The following is a 16,491-nucleotide window of genomic DNA, read 5'->3' as shown; positions in this document are numbered from 1 at the left end:
GCGAACGAATGCAACCTTCACCAGCATGCGCACGCGAGCGCATGGGCGAGCACGTTGCCGACGTCGGACGCGAAGGGTTTCTGGGGCGCGTTCGGCTGTTCGTGCTGGTCGATCTGACATGACGACGCGCACCGTCTACCGCACCCCCGCGTGGATCCGCGTGCTGCTCGCGCAACCATGGGTCCTGCCGCTCGCGCGTGTCGCGCTGGTGTCCGCCTATCTGCTCGGCGGCGTCGCGAAGGCGCTCGACTTCCCCGCCGCGGTCGCGGAGCAGGCGCATGTCGGCCTGCAGCCGGCCGCACTGTGGGCGGCGCTCGCGATCGCGGTCGAGATCGCGGGCTCGCTGTGCGTGGTGTTTCGCCGTTTCACGTGGCTGGGCGCCGGCAGCCTCGGCATGCTGACGCTCGTCGCGATGGTCGTGGCGAACGATTTCTGGAACCGTTCGGGTGCCGAACACTTCATGGCGCTCAACAGCTTTTTCGAGCATCTCGGGCTGATCGCGGCACTCGTGCTCGCGACCGTGCTCGACGATGCGCGGCAATCGGCCGATGATGGCCGTTCCATTCGATGACGATGCAACAACCAGGAAACCCTGTGATGAAATCCGTTCGTTCCGTGCTGCTCGCCGCGACGCTCGCGGGCGGCCTGGCCGTCGCCCCCGTGACGTTCGCGAAACCGCCGGCGCCGCCCGCGGTCGTGCCGACGGTGGCGGTCGGTCCGCAGTACGACACGACGCACGTGTGCGTCGCACCCGAAGACTTCGATCGCTTCACCGACAGCTTCGTCGCGACGTTCGGCGGCAAGAAGTCGAAGCAGGGCGTGTTCCAGGTCACGCCGACGCCGAGCCAGACGATGTCGCAACTCGTGCTGACGCCGGTCGGCACGATTTCGGTGTTCGGCTTCAAGACGCCGATCCCGTATCCGTTCTGCGCGGAGCGTACCGGCTATCTCGTGACCGACATGGACGTCGCCGTGAAGTCCGCACGCGAGCACGGTGCCGACGTGATCGTCGACACGTTCCCCGATCCGATCGGTCGCGACGCGATCGTCACGTGGGCGGGCGGCGTGAACATGCAGCTGTACTGGCACACGCAGGCGCCGAATTACGACGCGCTGCAGACCGTCCCCGAAAATCGCGTGTACGTGTCGCCGCAAAGCGTCCGCAAATTCGTGCACGACTTCGTCAAGTTCTCGAAAGGCAGGGTGGTGTCCGACAACCTGAAGGCGCCGGGCATCGAGATCGGCCGGCCGGACGATACGTACCGCCGGATTCGCATCGAATCGGGCTTCGGCAAGATGACCGTGCTGGTGACCGACGGCCATCTGCCTTACCCGTTCGGGCGCGAAATGACCGGCTACGAAGTCGCCGATCTCGCGGCGACGCTGAAGCAGGCCGAAGGCGCGGGCGTGACGGTGCTGGTGCCGCCGTTCAAGTCGGACGGCCGCGACGCGGCGCTCGTGCAGTTCCCGGGCGGCTACGTCGCCGAAATCCACGCGAGCGTAGCGCGATGAAGCACGAGGACACGATTCTCGCCGCGGTGGCCGGCTTCGTCGACACGCTGAGCTTCGTCGCGCTGTTCGGGCTGTTCACCGCGCACGTGACCGGCAACTTCGTGCTGATCGGCGCGGGCCTCGCGGGCTTCGGGCAGGGCGTCATACTGAAGCTCAGCGTGTTTCCGGCGTTCGTATGCGGCGTGATCGCGAGCAGCCTGATCGCGCGGTCGATGGCCGCGCGGCCCGCGTGGCAGGGCACGCGCGTGCTGCACACGGTGCAGGCCGTGCTGCTGCTCGGCTTCTGCGCGGCCGGCGTGTGGGCGACGCCCGTCACGCAGCCCGACAGCGTGGCGGCGCTCGTGGCCGGCATCGTCGGCACGTTCGCGATGGGCGTGCAGAACGCGCATCCGCGCGTGATCGCGCGCACGGGCGGCGTGCCGAACACGGTGATGACCGGCAACGTCACGCAGGCGATTCTCGATGCCATCGACATGCTGTCGCCCGGCACGGCGGACAGCGTGCGCGCCACCGCACGCGCACGCTTTGCGAAGATGCTGCCGGCGATCGTCGCGTTCGCGCTCGGCGCGGCGGGCGGTGCGCTCGGGTTCCGCTACGTCGGGTTCCTGGCGCTGCTGGCGCCCGTCGGCGCGCTCGCGACGCTTGCGCTGTGCGCCGCGCAAGCGGCCGGTACCCCGACGCAGGAGCGTGCATGATCGAGCGGCGCAGGCGACGCCACGGCCGCCGCTTCGAGCGGGCCGCGCGCGCGTCGATCGTCGCGGGCCTGCTGTGCGCGGGCGCCAACGCGGCGTTCGCGGAAACGGCGGCTGCGTCGACCTCGACTTCGACGCAAGAACCGGCGCCGGCCTCGACGTCCACGGCGACCGCCGCATCGACGTGCACCGCCAAACGCCCGACCGTCCTGTTCAATCGTTGGCAGGAAGACTGGTCGGTGCTCGCGAGTCCCTGCGTGCCGCAGGAGCCGCTCGACGGGCTCAAATACATCCCGCTCGGCCACGATCCGCAGTCCTATCTGTCGCTCGGCGTGAACCTGCGCGAGCGGCTCGAGACCAACGACGCGCCGCTGTTCGGCATCGGCGCCGCGCAATCGGATACGTACGTGATCCAGCGCGTCGAAGTGCACGCCGATGCGCATCTCGGCCCGCATTGGCAGTTCTTCGCGCAATTGCAGGACGCACGCGCGTTCGGCAAGAACACGGTGTCTCCGGTCGATAAAAACCCGCTCGATCTCGAACAGGCGTTCGCGACCTACACGGGCGCGCTCGGCGGTGGCACGGTCAAGTTCCGCGTCGGTCGGCAGGAGATGGCGTTCGATTTGCAGCGCTTCATCGCCGCGCGCGACGGCCCGAACGTGCGGCTGGCGTTCGATGCGGTGTGGGCCGATTACGAATACGGCAAGTGGCGCTTCATCGGCTATGCGACGCAGCCGGTGCAGAACCGCGACGCGTCCGATTTCGACGACGTGTCGAATCGCGACCTCACGTTCAGCGGCGTGCGCTTCGAGCGACAGTCGGTCGGGCCGGGCGACCTGTCCGGCTACTGGTCGCGCTACAACCGCAGCAGTGCGCGTTTCCTGGATGCGAGCGGCCCCGAGCATCGCGACGTATGGGACGTCCGCTACACGGGCACCCATGGCCGCTTCGACTGGGATCTCGAAACGATGCTGCAGACCGGCACGGTCGGCAACGCCACGATCGGCGCGTGGGCCGTCGGTTCGATCGCCGGCTACAGGCTCGACGCGCCGTGGTCGCCGCGCATCGCGCTGCAGGTCGACGCGGCGTCGGGCGACCGGCATCCGCACGACGGCCGCGTCGGCACCTTCAATCCGCTGTTTCCGAACGGCTATTACTTCACGCTGGCCGGCTATACGAGCTACGCGAACCTGATTCACGTGAAGCCGTCCGTGACGCTGAAACCGTCGGCGAACCTGTCGCTGCTCGGCGCGCTGGGCTTCCAGTGGCGCGAGACGACCGGCGACGCCGTCTATCAGCAGCCGAACATCCCGGTGCCGGGCACGGCGGGCAAGGGCGGGTTGTGGACGGGGATGTACGTGCAGTTGCGCGCGGACTGGACGATCGCCGCGAACCTGATCGGCGCGGTGGAGGCCGTGCACTTCCAGGTCGGCGACGCGATCCGGCAGGCGGGCGGGCACAACGCCGATTACGTCGGCGTCGAGCTGAAGTACGGCTGGTGACGGCGGCGCGCGGCCACCCGCACGCGGCATGAAAAAGGGCAGCCCCGTGAACTGCGGGGCTGCCCTTCGTTCGTCCGGGCCGGTAGCATGGGCCGGCCCGTTCGCGGTGACGGCGATGCCGTTACAGGTTCGGCGACAGCGCGAGCGCGTTCGTCAGGTCGCCCATCGGCTGCGCGCCGTTCGCCTTCAGCGCGTCGTCGCGCTGCTGCAGGCCCGCGAGGCGCGGCAGCGAGAAGCGGCGCGTGATGAAGCGCAGGATCGAGCCCGTGTCGTACTGCGTGTGGTCGACGAAGCCCTTCTTCGCATACGGCGACACGATCAGCGCCGGAATGCGCGTGCCCGGGCCCCAGCGATCGGCATTCGGCGGCGTCGCATGATCCCAGAAGCCGCCGTTTTCGTCGTACGTGACGACCACGACCATGTTCTTCCACTGCGGGCTGGCCTGCAGGTGCGCGATCACGTCGGCGATGTGCTGATCGCCGGACGTGACGTCCGTGTAGCCCGGGTGCTCGTTCAGGTTGCCTTGCGGCTTGTAGAACGTGACCTGCGGCAACGCGCCCGCATCGATCGCCTTGATGAACTCGGCGCCGTTCGCGCCGCCGTCGAGCAGGTGCTGCGCACGGCTCGCGGTGCCCGGCGCCTGGTTCGCGAAGTAATTGAACGGCTGGTGGTGCGGCTGGAAGTTCGGCGTCGACAGGTCGGCGCCGTAGATCACGTTCGACGTGCCGTTCTGGCTCGCCTGCAGCGCCTGGCCCCACGCGCCGGCATACCACGCCCACGACACGCCCGCGTTGGTCATCAGGTCGCCGATGTTGGTCGCCGTCTGCGGCGGCATCGTCGACGGATTGGCCGGGTCTGCGAGCAGCGGGTCGCCGCCCGCGGCCGCCTTGTTGCCGCTCGGCTGATACGCCGGCTGCATCGTGTTGATGCCGTAGAAGTCGGGCGTCAGCGCGCCGTCGTTGACGAACTTCGGCGGGCCGCTCAGCGCGGAGGCCGGCGAGTTCGTCGCGACCTTCAGCGACTTGCCGTCGGCGTTCAGGACTGCGATCTTGCCGGCCGCCGGGCTCTTGTCGGCGTTCGGGTAGTACGGCGCGCACGCGCAGACCAGGTACTGGTGGTTCAGGAACGAACCGCCGAACGCGCCCATGAAGAAGTTGTCGGCGAGCACGTACTGCTGCGCGATCTTCCACAGCGGCAGCTTCGACGGATCGGCCGTGTAATGGCCCATCGTCAGGCCGCCCGCGTCGGTCCATGCGGCGTACATGTCGTTTTTGCCGCCGTTGATCTGCATCTGGTCCTGGTAGAAGCGGTGCACGATGTCGCGCGTCGCGATGCTCATCGACTGGTTGAAGCCGTTCGGATCGTCGATCGCGAACGGCGCGTTGGGCAGGTTCGCCGTCATCGCCTCGGTCACCGCCGGCGTGATGCCGGTCGCGGTCAGGCCGCCCCAGATCTTCGGCAGCGTCGCCATCGTCGAGCCGTCGCGGTCCTTCTGCACCGAGTTCGCGGCCGTCGCGTTCTGCAGACCGTTCGCGCCCGGGAAGTTGCCGTACAGGTTGTCGAAGCTGCGGTTTTCCGCGTAGATCACGACGACGTTCTTGACGGCCGACAGGCCCTGTTGCGTAACGTCGTCGCCGCCGCAGGCGGTCAGGCTGAGCGCGGCCGCGAGGGCGATCGGCGTGTAGCGAATCCAGGCGTGCTTCTTCATGCGATGTTCTCTCTCATTCGTCGTTGGTCGCGTGTGGGAACCGGGTGGCGGAAGGGCCGGCGCACGAACCTCGCGGTACCGCCCGGCTGCGCGCATTATCTGGAACCGATTTGACAGCCGGGTGTAGGGGCGCTTTCAATTGACTGTCGGTGGAACGTCATTGAACGGTCACGGAACTGACATAAGCTCCGGCCGATTGCCCACCGCTACCCGAACAACGAATGCACACCCTGCTGAAATCCTTCGCGTTCGCGCGATCGCTGATCCCTGCCGCGGCGACGCTCGCGGTGGCCGGCGCGCTCGCGGCGCTCGCCGGTTGCGATGCGCAGCCCGGCACGACTGCATCGGCCGCGTCCGTCGTACCGGCGGCCCAGGCCGCGCCGGCCAGCCCGGCGGTCGCGCCGGCCGGCCAGCCGCAGACGCGCGCGCAGGTGTTCGAGGGCGTGAAGCAGATGACGGCGCTCGGCAAGCAGCTGTTCTTCGATCCGTCGCTGTCCGGGTCCGGCAAGCTCGCTTGCGCGTCGTGCCACAGCGCCGAGCATGCGTTCGGGCCGCCGAACGCGCTGTCGGTGCAGCTCGGCGGCGACGACATGCACCGTACCGGCTTTCGCGCGGTGCCGTCGCTGAAGTACCTGCGCGGCATCCCGCCGTTCAGCGAGCACTTCCACGATTCGCCGGACGAAGGGGACGAAAGCATCGACGCGGGTCCGACCGGCGGATTGACCTGGGACGGTCGCGTCGATACGCGCGATGCGCAGGCGCGCATTCCGCTCACGTCGCCGTTCGAGATGAGCAGTTCGCCCGCACGGGTCGCGAAGGCGGTTCGCGCCGCGCCGTATGCCGATGCATTCCGCAAGGCGTTCGGCGAAACGGTGCTCGGCGACGACCAGGCGACGTTCGGTGCGGTGCTCCGCGCGCTCGACGCATTCCAGCAGCAGCCGGCGCTGTTCGATCCGTACACGAGCAAATACGACGCGTATCTGGCCGGCCACGCACAGCTCACGCCCGCGGAGCTGCACGGGCTGCAGCTGTTCAACGACGAGAAGAAGGGCAACTGCGCGAGCTGTCACATCAGCCAGCGCACGCTCGAAGGCGGCCCGCCGCAGTTCAGCGATTTCGGGCTGATCGCGATCGCGGCGCCGCGCAACCGCGCGCTGCCCGTCAATCGCGACCCGCGCTTCCACGATCTCGGCGCCTGCGGCCCCGAACGCACCGACCTGAAGGGGCGCGACGAATTCTGCGGGCTGTTCCGCACGCCGTCGCTGCGCAACGTCGCGCTGCGCAAGACGTTCTTCCACAACGGCGTCTATCACTCGCTCGAGGACGTGATGCGCTTCTACGTCGAGCGCGACATCCATCCGGAGAAGTTCTACCCGGTCGTGCACGGCAAGGTGCAGATCTACGACGATTTGCCGAAGCGCTACTGGCCGAACATCAACCGCGAGCCGCCGTTCGACCGCAAGCGCGGCGACCCGCCGGCGCTGAACGCGGCCGAGATCAAGGATGTGATCGCGTTCCTCGGCACGCTGACTGACGGATATCAGCAAACGGCCGCGTTAGCCAAGCCGTAGAAGGCGTTCACCGCAGCACGCATGCTATGCTCGCTCGCTGACGGTCGTGGCGCGCGCCGGAGGGCCGGCCCCCGGTTCGCCGGCTTGCGCCACGCCGTTCGATCGAACATCCAAGGAGAAAAACATGTCGATGCGTGCATCCCTTTCCGTCGTCACGCGCGTGCTGGCCGGCGCCGCGTGCGCAGCCGCGATGCTGCCCGCCCATGCACAGAACAACCTGAACTTCCTGAACGACACGCCGATCAGCTATTTCAGCAAGACCGATCGCGCGTCGCTGTCCAAGGCGGTCGTGCAGGCGCGCGACGAAGGCAAGGACGGCGAAACCACGACATGGCAGAGCAGCGGCCGCGGCACGCAGATCGACGCGAAGCTCACGCCGAGCACGACCGAGACGGACGGCAAGACCTGCCGCGAAATCGCGACCGAAATCGCCGCGAAGGGCCAGACGATGACGCTCAAGCCCGTCTACTGCAAGACGGCCGCGGGCAAGTGGCAGCTGCAGAAGCGCTGAGCACGCACGTGACGAAGCGGGGCGGCGCGGCGCGCACGGTGTCGTGCGGCGTCGTGATCCTCGATGCGGATGGCCGCGTGTTCCTCGCGCACGCGACGGACACCACGCACTGGGACATCCCGAAGGGGCAGGGCGAGCCGGGCGAGACGCCGGCCGACGCCGCGCTGCGCGAACTGCTCGAGGAAACCGGCATCGAGTTCGCGCCGGCGCGCTTGCTCGATCTGGGCCGCTTCGCGTACCGGCACGACAAGGATCTGCACCTGTTCGCGGTGCAGGTGGCCGACGGCGAGATCGATCCCGCGCAGTGCACGTGTACGTCGCTGTTTCCGAGCCGTCGCGACGGCTCGATGATTCCCGAGATGGACGCGTACCGCTGGACCGTGCCGGGCGACGTCGACACCTATGCGAGCCGGAGTCTCGCGCGGCTGTTTCGTACGAAGCTGTCGCTGGTGGAGTTGCATCGGCGATTGTCGGGTGCGTGAACGGGCGCCGCGGCTTCCACGTCTGCCGTCCTTCGGCGCCCGCCCATGAAAAAACCGGCCCTCGAGCCGGTTTTTTCATGGGCAGGCAGCGGGGCGACTTGCGAAGCCGCCCGCCGCCGCGCGGAGCAGGCCGTCAGGCCGGCTTGCCCCAGCTGTCGCGCAGCCCGACGATCCGGTTGAACACCGGCTTGCCCGGCTTCGAATCGACACGGTCTGCAACAAAGTAGCCGTGGCGCTCGAACTGCAGGCGCGTTTCCGGCGCGACATCGCCGTTGCCCGGCTCGACGTACGCCTGCACGATCTTCTTCGAATCGGGGTTCAGCGCCTCGAGGAAGTTCGCGCCGCCCGCGTCCGGGTGCGGCTCCTTGAACAGGCGGTCGTAGATCCGCACTTCGGCCGGCTGCGCGTGCTTCGCGCTGACCCAGTGGATGTTGCCCTTGACCTTGTACGTGTTCGCGCCTTCGGTGCCCGACTTGCTGTCCGGGAAGTAGTTGCAGTGCACGGCCGTCACGTTGCCGTCGGCGTCCTTGTCGAAGCCCGTGCATTCGATCACGTAGCCGTAGCGCAGGCGCACCTTGTTGCCCGGGAACAGCCGGAAATAGCCCTTCGGCGGATTCTCGACGAAATCCTCGCGCTCGATCCACAGCTCGCGCGAGATCGGAAACGTGCGCACGCCGCGGTCCGGATGGTGCGGATGCACGGGCGCCGTGCACGCTTCCTCGAGGTCTTCCGGATAGTTGTCGATCACGAGCTTCAGCGGATCGAGCACCGCGACCGTGCGCGCGGCCTTGTCGTCGAGGTCGTCGCGCAGCGCGCCTTCGAAGATGCTCATGTCGATCCACGAATCGATCTTCGTCACGCCGATCCGCTCGCAGAACAGGTGGATGCTCTCCGGCGTGAAGCCGCGGCGGCGCACGCCGACGATCGTCGGCATCCGCGGGTCGTCCCAGCCGTCGACGTGGCCTTCGGTGACGAGCTGCAGCAGCTTGCGCTTGCTGGTGATCGCGTACGTGAGATTCAGCCGCGAGAATTCGATCTGTTGCGGCAGCGGACGCGCGAACACGCCGGCTTCCGCGAGTTCGTTCAGCACCCAGTCGTACAGCGGGCGGTGATCCTCGAATTCGAGCGTGCACAGCGAGTGCGTGATGCCTTCGAGCGCATCCGAGATGCAGTGCGTGTAGTCGTACATCGGATACACGCACCAGGCGTCGCCGGTGCGGTAGTGGTGCGCGTAGCGGATCCGGTAGATCACCGGGTCGCGCATGTTCATGTTTGGCGACGCCATGTCGATCTTCGCGCGCAGCACGTGCTCGCCTTCCTTGAACTCGCCGGCCTTCATGCGGCGGAACAGGTCGAGGTTTTCCTCGGGCGAGCGGTCGCGGAACGGCGACGGCTTGCCGCCTTCGGTCAGCGAGCCGCGATTCGCGCGCATTTCGTCGGCGCTCTGGCTGTCGACGTACGCCTTGCCCCGCTGGATCAGCAGCTCGGCGAACTCGTACAGCTTGTCGTAGTAGTCGCTCGCGAAATACTGGTGATCGACCGCGTCCTTGCGCCAGTCGAAACCGAGCCAGCGCACCGCGTCGACGATCGAGTCGACGTATTCGACGCTTTCCTTTTCCGGGTTCGTGTCGTCGAAGCGCAGGTGGCACACGCCGCCGTAGTCGCGCGCGACGCTGAAGTTCAGGCAGATGCTCTTCGCGTGGCCGATGTGCAGATAGCCGTTCGGCTCGGGCGGGAAGCGCGTCTCGACGCGGCCGCCCCATTTGCCGGTGCGGTTGTCGTCATCGATGATGTTGCGGATGAAATTGGAAGCCGCGGGGGCGTCGTTGCGTTCGGTGCTCATGCGGTTGGCGTCAGGGTTGTGTCGGCGCGTCGCGCCGGTTTAATCCTGTAATTCTACCTGACCGGGGTCCGTCCCGCGCGGGCTGCCGGTCGGGCGCCGTCGGTTCGCGATGCGTATCGCAATATATCGAGTGTGTGTCGGCTGTAACACGACGTAAATCGGATTGCGGGCGTCGTTCGGCTTTTCCTATGATGGCTTCACCGATTCAATGCCGCCAATCGCGATTTTTGCGAGGCGGGAGGAAGCCAACAATCATGATGAAGAAGACCACTTTTCTCGTTCGTACCGCGGTGATCGTCGCGGCCCTGTCGCAACTCGGCGCCTGCGCGATGACGCATACGCAGCGTAACGCCGGTATCGGCGCGGCCGCGGGTGGCGCGCTCGGCTACCTGATCACCGGCGGCCCGGTCGGCACGGTGGCCGGCGCGGCGGCAGGCGGCCTGGTCGGCGCCGGCGTACGCTGATTCACGCCGGCGGGCGTACCCGACCGCCGGCCCCTGGTCGTGACGCCTGGCTGAGTGCGTCACGACCGCTTGAAGGTCACGCACATCCCCCGGATTTTGACAGGCACCATCAGGGAGAGGCGGGTGTGCGACACTGCGTCGACGCTACAACACGATTCCATTCGTCGACGAATCCTTCCATGACCGACCCCGTCGTTTTCGTCTTGCCCGGCTACGCCAATTCGGGCCCGCTTCACTGGCAGAGCCGCTGGGAGCGCGCCGATCCGCGTTTCGTGCGGATTGCGATGCCGGACTGGAACCACGCGTTTCGCAACGGCTGGTGTCGCGCGCTCGACCGGGCGGTCGAAGCCGCGCGCGGGCCCGTGCTGATCGTCGGCCACAGCCTCGGTACGCTGACCACCGCATGGTGGGCGACCCGCTACGCGCGGCCGGCCGCGCTCGCGAAAGTGCGCGGCGCGCTGCTCGTCGCATTGCCCGATCCGGCCGGGCCCGTGTTTCCGGCTGACGCGCACGGCTTCGGCCCGGTGCCGCACGAGCGGTTGCCGTTTCCGACCTGCGTGGTTGCGAGCAGCGACGATCCGTACGGTTCGCTCGCGTTCGCACGCGGCTGCGCGAACGCGTGGGGCAGCACGTTCCATAACCTCGGCCCGCGCGGCCACATCAACGCCGACAGCGGGCTCGGCGACTGGCCGCAAGCGCGCGGCTGGCTCGATGCGCTGGCGGTCGCGGGTTGACCGTATCGCGCAGGGCGGATCGCAGGACCTTCAGATCGTCGGCTTCGCCTTTAACGCCGCGATCCGTTCGTCGTCGTCGCCGAGCAGCGGCGTAGCCGTGCGCGTCGGCAGTCCCCGAAGCACGTCGCGCCATCCGGGCTCATCGCTTGGTGGGCGTGCGCGGCAGCAGGCTCATCTGCTATCGGACAGCGCTCCGAATTTCTGACGTGTCCGATATCGCTTGAAGCCGGTAATGGGCAGTCTGGCGGGCCATTCGACCAGACGGAAGGCCTCCATGCCAGTCCAGCCCGCACGATCGGACCGCACCAAAGAAAACAACGGAGCCGCGACGAAACGGATTCAGGTTGATCTGTCACGGCAATGCGTGGAAGCATACGAGGGGCGCGTTTGCGTGTTCCGCTTCGACTGCGTGACAGCCGATGCGCGAGCACCCGACCGATCGGGGCACGTTCAGAATCCTCCGCAAGCACCACCCTTATCGCAGTCGCATGTATAACGTGCAGATGGATCATGCAATGTTCTTCACCACGGATGGCAAGGCTTTTCATCAATACCACGGCCCGATGCCGCTCGGCGTCGTGCGGCTGGCTCGCCATTCGCTGAGTGACTGGTTCGGCTCGCGCGGATGTGTGCGGCTGAGCGAAGCCGATGCGCGGCAACTGTACGAATGGACACCGGTCGGAACCATGGTGCAGGTGTCATGACGCGCGCGGCAACAGGCCGTGTCGTACGCGCGGCTGGCGTGGTGTTCGTCGCAGTGCTCGTTGGATTGGCTTGGCGAAGCATGGTCGGAAGTGCCGGCAGTCCCGCGCTGATCGCGCCGGGTAACGAAATACTCAGCGTGCAGCCGGATGAGGTGATGTCGTTCGTCTACACCGCGGGTACGCTGAGCGTGAACGCGCATCGCGTGCAGCCGGCGACGCCATTCTCCGTGCGCGTCACGTTTGCCGACGGCCGTGCTTCCCGGCAGTGTGTTGCGCCACCTGGGCTGGCCGACCGGCTCGCGCCGCTCACCACGCTGATTGCGCGCGGTAGCGTGCCGAGCGGCGCCGAGCTCGCGACTGCGTTCCCGACGCCGCTCGGCACGCTGGAAATGCGCGATCGTATCGCCTCCGAACCGCTTCCGGCATTGGTATTCCATGGGGGGGCGGCCGATACGGCCGCGGTGGCAGTCACCGGCCTCCCGGGCGCGGGTGGTCGCGCGATCGTCGTCGATCCGGCCGCGCGTGCCGCGCTCGCACTGCTCGCTGGCGGGTGCGATACGCTTGCGCGGCGCTGACCCCCGATATACCTGGCCGACACTGCTTGCGTGGGCGGCCGGGCCGGGTGTCACACGCGCTCAGATCGCCTGCTTCGCCTTCAACGCGGCAATCCGCTCGTCGTCGTAGCCGAGCATGTCGCGCAACACGTCTTCCGTCTGCGCGCCGAGCAGCGGCGGGGCCGTGCGCGCGTCGGGCGGCGTCGCGCTCATCCGGATCGGGTTGCGCACGAGCTTCACGTCCGCGCCGCACGGATGCGGCAGCGAGACCTGCATCCCGCGCGCGACCACCTGCTCGTTGTCGAACACCTCGTCGAGATCGTTGATCGGCCCGCACGGCACGCCGGCCGCTTCGAGCGCGCCGATCCAGTCGGCCTTGTCGCGCGCCTTCACCATCTCCGCGAGGATCGGCACCAGCGTGTCGCGGTGACGCACGCGCGACGGGTTCGTCGCGAAGCGCTCGTCGTCGGCCAGCTCGGGCCGGCCGCCCGTCTCGACGAACTTGCGGAACTGCCCGTCGTTGCCGACCGCCACGATGATCCAGCCGTCGCGCGTCTGGAACGTCTGGTACGGCACGATGTTCGGGTGCGCGTTGCCCCAGCGCACCGGCGGCTTGCCGCTCGCGAGGAAGTTGGTGTTCATGTTCGCGAGCAGCGCGACCTGCACGTCGAGCAGCGCCATGTCGATGTACTGGCCTTCGCCCGTGCGGTCGCGGTGCGCGAGCGCGGCGAGCACGGCGATCGTCGAATAGAGGCCGGTCGCGAGATCGGCGATCGCGACGCCGGCCTTCTGCGGGCCGCCGCCCGGCTCGCCGTCGCGTTCGCCGGTGATGCTCATGAAGCCGCCGATCCCCTGCACGATGAAGTCGTAGCCCGCGCGATGCGCGTACGGCCCGGTCTGGCCGAAGCCGGTGACCGAGCAGTAGACGAGATCGGGCTTCACCGCCCGCAGCGAGTCGTAATCGAGCCCGTACTTCTTCAATTGCCCGACCTTGTAGTTCTCGAGCACGACGTCGCTTTGCGCGGCAAGCTCGCGCACGATCTGCTGGCCTTCCGGCGTCGCGATGTCGACCGTCACCGAGCGTTTGTTGCGGTTCGCCGCGAGGTAGTACGCGGCCTCGGCGGTATCCGCGCCGTCCGCGTCCTTCAGGTACGGCGGCCCCCAGTGGCGCGTGTCGTCGCCGGCGCCCGGGCGCTCGACCTTGATCACGTCCGCGCCGAAATCGGCGAGGGTCTGCGCGCACCACGGGCCCGCGAGCACGCGGGTCAGGTCCAGCACGCGGATATGGCTCAGGGCACCCATCGTCGAATCGTCTCCTTTCATGGCGGGCCTGCGTTGACGGGCAAGGCCGATTGGCATGTCGAGCATCTTAAGGCGAATCGGCCGCGCGGGTGGCCCAGGCCGGTCGCCCACGCCGGTCGCCCACGCCGGTCGCCCGTCGCAGCGGGCCGCTGCCGCTTGGGCGGGCGGTCTGTATCGTATAATCGATCGTTTCCGAATCCATGCCGCCGCGCGCCCCGCCTGGGGCGCCGGCGTTTGAAGCCGTCTTTGCCAGACTGTCCCCGCACGCCATGAAAGCTGCCGAAATCCGCGAGAAATTCCTCAAATTCTTCGAATCGAAGGGCCACACGATCGTCCGCTCGTCGAGCCTCGTGCCCGGTAACGACCCCACGCTGATGTTCACGAACTCGGGCATGGTCCAGTTCAAGGACGTGTTCCTCGGCACGGATCCGCGTCCGTACTCGCGCGCCACGACGGCGCAGCGCAGCGTGCGCGCGGGCGGCAAGCACAACGACCTCGAGAACGTCGGCTACACGGCGCGCCACCACACGTTCTTCGAGATGCTCGGCAACTTCTCGTTCGGCGACTACTTCAAGCACGACGCGATCAAGTTCGCGTGGGAGCTGCTGACCACGGTCTACCAGCTGCCGAAGGAAAAGCTGTGGGTCACCGTCTACCAGGAAGACGACGAGGCGTACGACATCTGGGCGAAGGAAGTCGGCGTGCCGACCGAGCGGATCATCCGGATCGGCGACAACAAGGGCGCGCGCTACGCGTCGGACAACTTCTGGACGATGGGCGACACCGGCCCGTGCGGCCCGTGCACCGAAATCTTCTACGACCACGGCCCGGACGTGTGGGGCGGCCCGCCGGGGTCGCCTGAAGAAGACGGCGACCGCTACATCGAGATCTGGAACCTCGTGTTCATGCAGTTCAACCGCGACGCGCAGGGCAACATGACGCGCCTGCCGAAGCAGTCGGTCGACACCGGCATGGGCCTCGAGCGTCTCGCCGCGGTGCTGCAGCACGTGCACAGCAACTACGAGATCGACCTGTTCCAGAACCTGATCAAGGCCGCCGCGCGCGTGACCGAAATCAGCGACCTCACGAACAACTCGCTGAAGGTGATCGCCGATCACATTCGCGCGTGCTCGTTCCTGATCGTCGACGGCGTGATTCCCGGCAACGAAGGCCGCGGCTACGTGCTGCGCCGCATCGTGCGCCGCGCGATCCGCCACGGCTACAAGCTCGGCCGCAAGGGCGCGTTCTTCCACAAGCTGGTGGCCGACCTCGTCGCCGAGATGGGCACCGCCTATCCGGAGCTGAAGGAAGCCGAGCAGCGCGTGACCGACGTGCTGCGCCAGGAAGAAGAGCGCTTCTTCGAGACGATCGAGCACGGGATGTCGATCCTCGAAGCCGCGCTGGCGGATGTCGAAGCGAAGGGCGGCAAGGTGCTCGACGGCGAGCTCGCGTTCAAGCTGCACGATACCTACGGCTTCCCGCTGGACCTGACGGCCGACGTGTGCCGCGAGCGCGGGATGACGGTCGACGAGCCGGCCTTCGACGACGCGATGGCGCGCCAGCGCGAGCAGGCGCGTGCGGCCGGCAAGTTCAAGGCCACGCAGGGCCTCGAATACTCGGGCGCGAAGACCACCTTCCACGGTTACGAGGAAATCGCGTTCGACGACGCGAAGGTCGTCGCGCTGTACGTCGACGGCTCGGCCGTCAACGAAGTGAAGGCTGGCCAGGATGCGGTCGTCGTGCTCGACCACACGCCGTTCTACGCGGAATCGGGCGGCCAGGTCGGCGACCAGGGCGTGCTCGCGAACGCCGCGACGCGCTTCGCGGTGGCCGACACGCTGAAGGTGCAGGCCGACGTGATCGGCCATCACGGCACGCTGGAGCAGGGCCTGCTTAAGGTCGGCGACGTGCTGCGCGCGGAAATCGACGCGCATCGCCGCGCGCGCACGCAGCGCAACCACTCGGCCACCCACCTGATGCACAAGGCGCTGCGCGAGGTGCTCGGCGCGCACGTGCAGCAGAAGGGGTCGCTCGTCGACGCGGAAAAGACCCGTTTCGACTTCGCGCACAACGCACCGATGACCGACGACGAAATCCGTCGCGTCGAGCAGATCGTCAACAACGAAATCCTCGCGAACGCGCCGAGCATCGTGCGCGTGATGCCGTACGACGAAGCGGTGAAGGGCGGCGCGATGGCGCTGTTCGGCGAGAAGTACGGCGACGAAGTGCGCGTGCTCGACCTCGGCTTCTCGCGCGAACTCTGCGGCGGCACGCACGTGCACCGCACCGGCGACATCGGCCTGTTCAAGATCGTCGTCGAAGGCGGCGTCGCGGCCGGCATCCGCCGCGTCGAGGCGATCACCGGCGACAACGCGGTGCGTTACGTGCAGGAGCTCGATGCACGCGTGAACGAAGCCGCGGCCGCGCTGAAGGCGCAGCCGTCGGAACTCACGCAGCGCATCGCGCAGGTGCAGGACCAGGTGAAGTCGCTCGAGAAGGAGCTGGGCGCGCTGAAGTCGAAGCTCGCGTCGAGCCAGGGCGACGAGCTCGCGCAGCAGGCCGTCGAAGTCGGCGGCGTGTACGTGCTGGCCGCGACGCTCGACGGCGCCGACGCGAAGACGCTGCGCGAAACGGTCGACAAGCTGAAGGACAAGCTGAAGCGCGCGGCGATCGTGCTGGCGGCCGTCGAAGGCGGCAAGGTCAGCCTGATCGCGGGCGTCACGCCGGACGCGAGCAAGAAGGTCAAGGCCGGCGAGCTCGTGAACTTCGTCGCGCAGCAGGTCGGCGGCAAGGGCGGCGGTCGTCCGGACATGGCGCAGGCGGGCGGCACCGAGCCGGCGAACCTGCCGGGCGCGCTGGCCGGCGTGAAGGGCTGGGTCGAAGAACGGCTCTGATCGTTGCACGAACGATGC

General features: G+C 67.6%; 15 protein-coding genes. 12 read left to right on the top strand and 3 right to left on the bottom strand.

The annotated features are described in order from the left end of the window. Nucleotides 1-118: 118 nt before the first annotated feature. Genes J8I33_RS30035 through J8I33_RS30020 form a run of 4 tightly spaced genes read left to right on the top strand, consistent with a single transcriptional unit; the run spans nucleotide 119 to nucleotide 3,706 of the window. A complete protein-coding gene (locus J8I33_RS30035) occupies nucleotides 119-571 on the top strand; it encodes a DoxX family protein (protein ID WP_209939652.1) in 453 nt (150 codons plus the stop codon). A gap of 26 nt (nucleotides 572-597) precedes the next feature. Continuing rightward, on the top strand, nucleotides 598-1,512 hold the full coding sequence (locus tag J8I33_RS30030; RefSeq protein WP_209939651.1) for a glyoxalase: 915 nt from the start codon (nucleotides 598-600) through the stop codon (nucleotides 1,510-1,512). Beyond that, on the top strand, nucleotides 1,509-2,207 hold the full coding sequence (locus tag J8I33_RS30025; RefSeq protein ID WP_209929365.1) for a YoaK family protein: 699 nt from the start codon (nucleotides 1,509-1,511) through the stop codon (nucleotides 2,205-2,207). Before J8I33_RS30030 ends, J8I33_RS30025 begins: the two co-directional genes overlap by 4 nt. Beyond that, nucleotides 2,204-3,706 carry an alginate export family protein gene (locus tag J8I33_RS30020; protein WP_209929366.1) on the top strand — a complete coding sequence of 501 codons (1,503 nt, stop codon included), beginning with the start codon at nucleotides 2,204-2,206 and terminating at the stop codon, nucleotides 3,704-3,706. Before J8I33_RS30025 ends, J8I33_RS30020 begins: the two co-directional genes overlap by 4 nt. A 121-nt stretch (nucleotides 3,707-3,827) precedes the next feature. Here the strand turns inward: J8I33_RS30020 and J8I33_RS30015 are convergent, their stop codons facing one another. After that, nucleotides 3,828-5,414, bottom strand: a complete 1,587-nt coding sequence (locus J8I33_RS30015) for an acid phosphatase (protein WP_209939650.1) — start codon at nucleotides 5,412-5,414, stop codon at nucleotides 3,828-3,830. Between the two features lie 221 nt (nucleotides 5,415-5,635). Between J8I33_RS30015 and J8I33_RS30010 the strand changes: the two genes are divergently transcribed. From J8I33_RS30010 to J8I33_RS30000, 3 genes are all read left to right on the top strand, one after another. Beyond that, nucleotides 5,636-6,985 carry a cytochrome c peroxidase gene (locus J8I33_RS30010; protein ID WP_209939649.1) on the top strand — a complete coding sequence of 450 codons (1,350 nt, stop codon included), beginning with the start codon at nucleotides 5,636-5,638 and terminating at the stop codon, nucleotides 6,983-6,985. Between the two features lie 124 nt (nucleotides 6,986-7,109). Continuing rightward, nucleotides 7,110-7,496: a hypothetical protein gene (locus J8I33_RS30005; RefSeq protein WP_209929369.1), complete on the top strand. Its 387-nt coding sequence runs from the start codon at nucleotides 7,110-7,112 to the stop codon at nucleotides 7,494-7,496. Between the two features lie 8 nt (nucleotides 7,497-7,504). Then, nucleotides 7,505-7,978 (top strand): NUDIX hydrolase, encoded by a 474-nt coding sequence (locus tag J8I33_RS30000; RefSeq protein ID WP_209939653.1) that lies wholly within the window; start codon nucleotides 7,505-7,507, stop codon nucleotides 7,976-7,978. 133 nt (nucleotides 7,979-8,111) lie between these two features. Here the strand turns inward: J8I33_RS30000 and J8I33_RS29995 are convergent, their stop codons facing one another. Next, nucleotides 8,112-9,821, bottom strand: a complete 1,710-nt coding sequence (locus J8I33_RS29995; RefSeq protein WP_050017607.1) for a glutamine--tRNA ligase/YqeY domain fusion protein — start codon at nucleotides 9,819-9,821, stop codon at nucleotides 8,112-8,114. 254 nt (nucleotides 9,822-10,075) lie between these two features. Here J8I33_RS29995 and J8I33_RS29990 point away from each other — a divergent pair, with 254 nt between their 5' ends. The 4 genes from J8I33_RS29990 (at nucleotide 10,076) to J8I33_RS29975 (ending at nucleotide 12,298) form a co-directional block, all read left to right on the top strand. Then, nucleotides 10,076-10,285 carry an ornithine acetyltransferase gene (locus tag J8I33_RS29990; RefSeq protein ID WP_006497729.1) on the top strand — a complete coding sequence of 70 codons (210 nt, stop codon included), beginning with the start codon at nucleotides 10,076-10,078 and terminating at the stop codon, nucleotides 10,283-10,285. A gap of 179 nt (nucleotides 10,286-10,464) precedes the next feature. Continuing rightward, a complete protein-coding gene (locus J8I33_RS29985; RefSeq protein WP_209939648.1) occupies nucleotides 10,465-11,019 on the top strand; it encodes an alpha/beta hydrolase in 555 nt (184 codons plus the stop codon). Nucleotides 11,020-11,438: 419 nt separating this feature from the next. Further along, entirely contained in the window at nucleotides 11,439-11,723 is a 285-nt protein-coding gene (locus tag J8I33_RS29980) for a L,D-transpeptidase (RefSeq protein WP_245170492.1), read from the top strand. Further along, the gene (locus J8I33_RS29975) at nucleotides 11,720-12,298 is read left to right on the top strand and encodes a hypothetical protein (RefSeq protein ID WP_209928623.1); all 579 of its coding nucleotides are present in this window, start codon (nucleotides 11,720-11,722) and stop codon (nucleotides 12,296-12,298) included. Before J8I33_RS29980 ends, J8I33_RS29975 begins: the two co-directional genes overlap by 4 nt. A 60-nt stretch (nucleotides 12,299-12,358) precedes the next feature. Here J8I33_RS29975 and J8I33_RS29970 read toward each other — a convergent pair whose 3' ends face one another. Beyond that, complete coding sequence (locus J8I33_RS29970) at nucleotides 12,359-13,579, bottom strand: CaiB/BaiF CoA-transferase family protein (protein ID WP_209939647.1); 1,221 nt, start codon at nucleotides 13,577-13,579, stop codon at nucleotides 12,359-12,361. Nucleotides 13,580-13,848: 269 nt separating this feature from the next. Between J8I33_RS29970 and alaS the strand changes: the two genes are divergently transcribed. Then, nucleotides 13,849-16,473 carry an alanine--tRNA ligase gene (gene alaS, locus J8I33_RS29965; RefSeq protein ID WP_209928618.1) on the top strand — a complete coding sequence of 875 codons (2,625 nt, stop codon included), beginning with the start codon at nucleotides 13,849-13,851 and terminating at the stop codon, nucleotides 16,471-16,473. Nucleotides 16,474-16,491 lie beyond the last annotated feature (18 nt).

Origin of the sequence: Burkholderia sp. AcTa6-5 (genome assembly GCF_017815075.1) — a bacterium.
Taxonomy (GTDB): Bacteria; Pseudomonadota; Gammaproteobacteria; order Burkholderiales; family Burkholderiaceae; genus Burkholderia; species Burkholderia sola.
This window is presented reverse-complemented; position numbering and strand designations above follow the sequence as displayed.

Coding starts and splice junctions, on each gene's coding strand:
- J8I33_RS30020 (WP_209929366.1), top strand. CDS start 2,204: ATGATCGAGCGGCGCAGGCGACGCCACGGCCGCCGCTTCGAGCGGGCC.
- J8I33_RS30015 (WP_209939650.1), bottom strand. CDS start 5,414: ATGAAGAAGCACGCCTGGATTCGCTACACGCCGATCGCCCTCGCGGCC.
- alaS (WP_209928618.1), top strand. CDS start 13,849: ATGAAAGCTGCCGAAATCCGCGAGAAATTCCTCAAATTCTTCGAATCG.
- J8I33_RS29985 (WP_209939648.1), top strand. CDS start 10,465: ATGACCGACCCCGTCGTTTTCGTCTTGCCCGGCTACGCCAATTCGGGC.
- J8I33_RS30030 (WP_209939651.1), top strand. CDS start 598: ATGAAATCCGTTCGTTCCGTGCTGCTCGCCGCGACGCTCGCGGGCGGC.
- J8I33_RS30035 (WP_209939652.1), top strand. CDS start 119: ATGACGACGCGCACCGTCTACCGCACCCCCGCGTGGATCCGCGTGCTG.
- J8I33_RS29980 (WP_245170492.1), top strand. CDS start 11,439: ATGCGCGAGCACCCGACCGATCGGGGCACGTTCAGAATCCTCCGCAAG.
- J8I33_RS29970 (WP_209939647.1), bottom strand. CDS start 13,579: ATGGGTGCCCTGAGCCATATCCGCGTGCTGGACCTGACCCGCGTGCTC.
- J8I33_RS30010 (WP_209939649.1), top strand. CDS start 5,636: ATGCACACCCTGCTGAAATCCTTCGCGTTCGCGCGATCGCTGATCCCT.
- J8I33_RS30005 (WP_209929369.1), top strand. CDS start 7,110: ATGTCGATGCGTGCATCCCTTTCCGTCGTCACGCGCGTGCTGGCCGGC.
- J8I33_RS29990 (WP_006497729.1), top strand. CDS start 10,076: ATGATGAAGAAGACCACTTTTCTCGTTCGTACCGCGGTGATCGTCGCG.
- J8I33_RS29995 (WP_050017607.1), bottom strand. CDS start 9,821: ATGAGCACCGAACGCAACGACGCCCCCGCGGCTTCCAATTTCATCCGC.
- J8I33_RS29975 (WP_209928623.1), top strand. CDS start 11,720: ATGACGCGCGCGGCAACAGGCCGTGTCGTACGCGCGGCTGGCGTGGTG.
- J8I33_RS30025 (WP_209929365.1), top strand. CDS start 1,509: ATGAAGCACGAGGACACGATTCTCGCCGCGGTGGCCGGCTTCGTCGAC.